The 2,341-nt window shown below is 65.3% G+C and carries 3 protein-coding genes; all 3 read left to right on the top strand.

Annotated features, from left to right (window positions below; all coding sequences use genetic code 11):
* Positions 1-588 (top strand): VOC family protein (locus A5711_RS08365; protein WP_197520759.1); only part of this gene is annotated, 588 nt, incomplete at its 5' end.
* Entirely contained in the window at positions 585-1,523 is a 939-nt protein-coding gene (locus tag A5711_RS08360) for a fumarylacetoacetate hydrolase family protein (RefSeq protein WP_067945375.1), read from the top strand. The genes A5711_RS08365 and A5711_RS08360, both read left to right, overlap by 4 nt.
* Positions 1,520-2,341 (top strand): FAD-dependent monooxygenase (locus tag A5711_RS08355; protein ID WP_197520758.1); only part of this gene is annotated, 822 nt, incomplete at its 3' end. The genes A5711_RS08360 and A5711_RS08355, both read left to right, overlap by 4 nt.

Genomic DNA, 2,341 nt, shown 5'->3' with positions numbered 1-2,341 from the left:
GGCCACCTGGTGGTGCAGTCGACCAAGTACCTCGAAACGCTGAACTGGTATCTGGACAACCTGGGCATGATCGTGAGCGATTTCCTGTACTTCCCCGGCCAACGCGACCGAGGCCCGACCATGAGTTTCATCCGGTGCGACCGTGGCTCGGCACCGGCCGACCATCACACCCTGGCCATGGCCCTGGGTCCGGCCAACCGCTACGTCCACTCGGCGTATCAGGTAAGCGACCTCGACGCGCTGGCCGCCGGCGGCGAATACCTTGGCGCGCGGGGTTACTCGCGGTCCTGGGGAATCGGCAGGCACATTCAGGGCAGCCAGATCTTCGACTACTGGCGGGATCCCGATGGTTATCTGTTCGAGCACTTCACCGATGGCGACGTGTTCGACAACACGCTGGACCCGGGCTGGGCGCCCTTCACCGCATCCGGGCTGGCCCAGTGGGGCCCACCGGCTACCAAGGACTTCCTCGGAACCGATGCGAAATCTGCTCGGCGAGAATTGGTTTCGTTTATCACAGCGCTCCGCGCGGACAACGAATTCGATGTCAGCCGCCTGGTTGGCCTACTGAAAGTTCCCACCTCATGACCCTTCCCGTCCTGCACACCGCCGACTCCTGGTGGCTTAAGACCGTCAACGGCGCGGTCAAGATCGACACCGCGGCCACCAGCACCGCAGCGCTGCTGGCCGACCGGGCCGCCATCGAAAGAGCGGCCAACCACACCGAGACCGTCGCCGTCGACACCCTCAGCTTGATCTCACCGGTGACCCGGCCGTGCCGAGTCATCGCCCAAATGACCAACTTCGAGTCGCATGTCAGGGACGCGGGCATGGATCCGGCCTCGGTCCCGCTCACGTTCTTCCGCAAGGCATCCGCGTCCATCAACGGGCCGTTCGATGACATCGTCAAACCGCAGCACGTCAGGCTGCTCGACTACGAGGTGGAGGTCGGCCTGGTCATCGGCCGCGCGATTGCGATCGGCACCACCATCACCGACGACAACCTGGGCGATTTCATCGCCGGGTTGGTCGTCACGAACGACGTCTCCGCGCGTGACATCCAACTTCCGCAAACCCAGTTCTACGAGGCCAAGTCGTATCCGACGTTCACACCGGTCGGCCCGGAGTTGGTGCTACTGAACGCCAATGAACTCAAGCGCTTCGGCGATCTGCGCCTGCGCCTCAGTGTCAATGGTCAGGAACGGCAAAACGCCCGCGTCGAGGGCGACATGTTGTATCGGCCACTGGAGGCGTTGCAGTCACTCACCCAGTTCCAGGAACTCGCCCCCGGTGACCTGGTGCTCACCGGCACCCCGGCCGGCACCGCGCTGAGTGCACCACCGAAGCCCGTGCAGCTCATCGGAAACCTGTTGCCGCCCGCCATGAAATGGAAGATGTTCTTCTCGCGCCAGGCCGCCAACCAGAATTACCTGCATGACGGCGACGTCGTCGAGGCGTCGGTGGCCACCGACGACGGGGCCATCGACCTCGGAACACAGCGCACCACAGTCCGATTCGCGTGACCACGCCGTCCACCCGCCGGCTCCCCGTCGTCATCGTCGGCGCCGGACCGACCGGTGTCACCACCGCCACGTTGTTGGCGCGGTACGGCGTGGACTGTCTGGTGCTCGACCGCTGGCCGGGCGTGTACGCTCAGCCGCGCGCCGTGCACCTGGACGATGAGATCTATCGCATCATCGCCCGCCTCGGCATCGCCGAACAATTCGCGGCGATATCGCGGCCGACGCTGGGCCTGCGGCTGGTAGACAACCGGTTTCGCACGCTGGCCGAGTTCAACCGCGATCCCGAACGCAGTGTGCACGGCTACCCGCAGGCCAACATGTTCGACCAGCCGGAGTTGGAGGCCCTGCTGCGGGCCAATCTCGAACGCCACCCCAACGCCCAGCTGCGAGGGAACGCCGAAGTCACCGACATCGTGTCGGACGGAACCCGCGTCCGGGTCACCTTCACCGACCGCTCCGACGGCCGGGTTCATCAGGTCGACGCCGACTACCTGCTGGGCTGCGACGGCGCCAACAGCATGGTGCGCACCCGGATCGGCTCGGCCATGAGGGACTTGAACTTTCAACAGCGCTGGCTGGTGGTCGACATCGCCAGCGATGCGGATCTACGCCAGTGGGATGGGGTCCACCAGGTGTGCGACCCGGGTCGCGCGGGGACCTACATGCGCATCGGGCCGTCCCGCTACCGGTGGGAGTTCCAATTGTTGGCCGGCGAAACCGCGAACGACTTCGGCAGCCTGGCCCGATTGCGGCCCCTGATCGAGCCATGGACGAGCACCGTACCCGTCGGCGAACTGACGTTGTTGCGCGTCGCCGAG

Origin of the sequence: Mycobacterium sp. E2238 (assembly GCF_001672665.1) — a bacterium.
Classification (GTDB): Bacteria; Actinomycetota; Actinomycetes; order Mycobacteriales; family Mycobacteriaceae; genus Mycobacterium.
The sequence above is the reverse complement of the archived record's forward strand: the minus strand, read 5'-3'. Positions and strand labels throughout refer to the sequence as shown.